This window comes from Clostridium sp. NSJ-145, assembly GCF_021044725.1.
Taxonomy (GTDB): domain Bacteria; phylum Bacillota; class Clostridia; order Clostridiales; family Clostridiaceae; genus Clostridium; species Clostridium disporicum_B.
On record NZ_JAJNOS010000052.1, the window covers coordinates 1 to 1222 of the forward strand.

The window sequence follows — 1222 nt, forward strand, 5'->3', positions numbered from 1 at the left end:
TATCAGGTGATGATGGCGTAGAGGAAACACTCCTTCCCATTCCGAACAGGAAAGTTAAGCTCTACAGCGCCAATGGTACTGCACGGGAGACTGTGTGGGAGAGTAGGACGTTGCCTGGTTAGTAGAAATCCACTTACTTAAGTAAGTGGATTTTTTTTTATATAATATTTAAGTAAAGCTGTTTAGTAAGAAGATAAAAATAGTTATATTTTATTATTTGTAGATATAGTAACTTTAAAATATATTATGTGCAGTAGGATAAATTAATAATAACTAGTTAAAATTAGGATAATATTTATACACATAGATTATAATTTACGAGAATTACATAAGTTGTAGTTAAATGAAATAAGATAATTAAATCTAATATGGAGTTGGTAAATAGATTTTGATATATATTTAAATGGTGTTATTATATTTTAGCAAATAACCTTTTTAAGTTTAATTATAAAGTATAAGAATTATATTGCACGGGGGAGAACTTATCCAATTAGAAAGAAACATGAATAGATTACTTATAAGTAATCTTTAAATTAAGATATTAAATTTATAATTAATTATAAGGAGCTTGAATATTTTATATCTATTAATGTGACCTATTTTAAAAAGAAATTTTACTTGTATGACTATAATAATATTAGAGTTAAATATAATTTTTTAATATAAATCTAAAAAAATATTACACTATGTACGATAAAGTTAGAAAAAAAGAAAGCATTTTAAATTATAAATATAGAAAATTATAAAGTGTTTATTAAAATTTTTAGGTTAAATATTAATCCACATATACTATGTGGATAATGTTAATTATGTTGATAATAGAATTATATAATTAATTATAGCTGTGGATTATGTGTAATAAGTGGATAACTATTTAAGTAATATCGAAACACTACTCCTAGTGTATCAATATACTAAAATAGAAGAAAAAATAAGAAAAAAGAAGAATAAAGATATTAATTAAGAAAAATAATACTGATATAATCTTTTTATAATTAGATAGAGTGATAAGATAAATCTCGTCGCTGATGCGAAACAACAAAAACACAAGATAAAAAAGTGTTTGACAGTTGTTTTGATAAGTGATAAGATAAGTCTCGTTGCTAACGAAACTAAGTCAAAAAAACTTTGAAAAAAGTTGTTGACATAAAGTTGAGTGAGTGATAAGATAAGGAAGTCGCTTGAAGCGATAACAAAATATGGTCTTTGAAAATTGAACAGA

At 24.1% G+C, this 1222-nt stretch carries 1 rRNA gene; it reads left to right on the top strand.

From position 1 onward, the window contains the following. Positions 1 to 2: 2 nt before the first annotated feature. A 5S ribosomal RNA gene (rrf, locus tag LQE93_RS16715) occupies positions 3 to 119 on the top strand. The last annotated feature ends 1103 nt before the right edge of the window (positions 120 to 1222 follow it).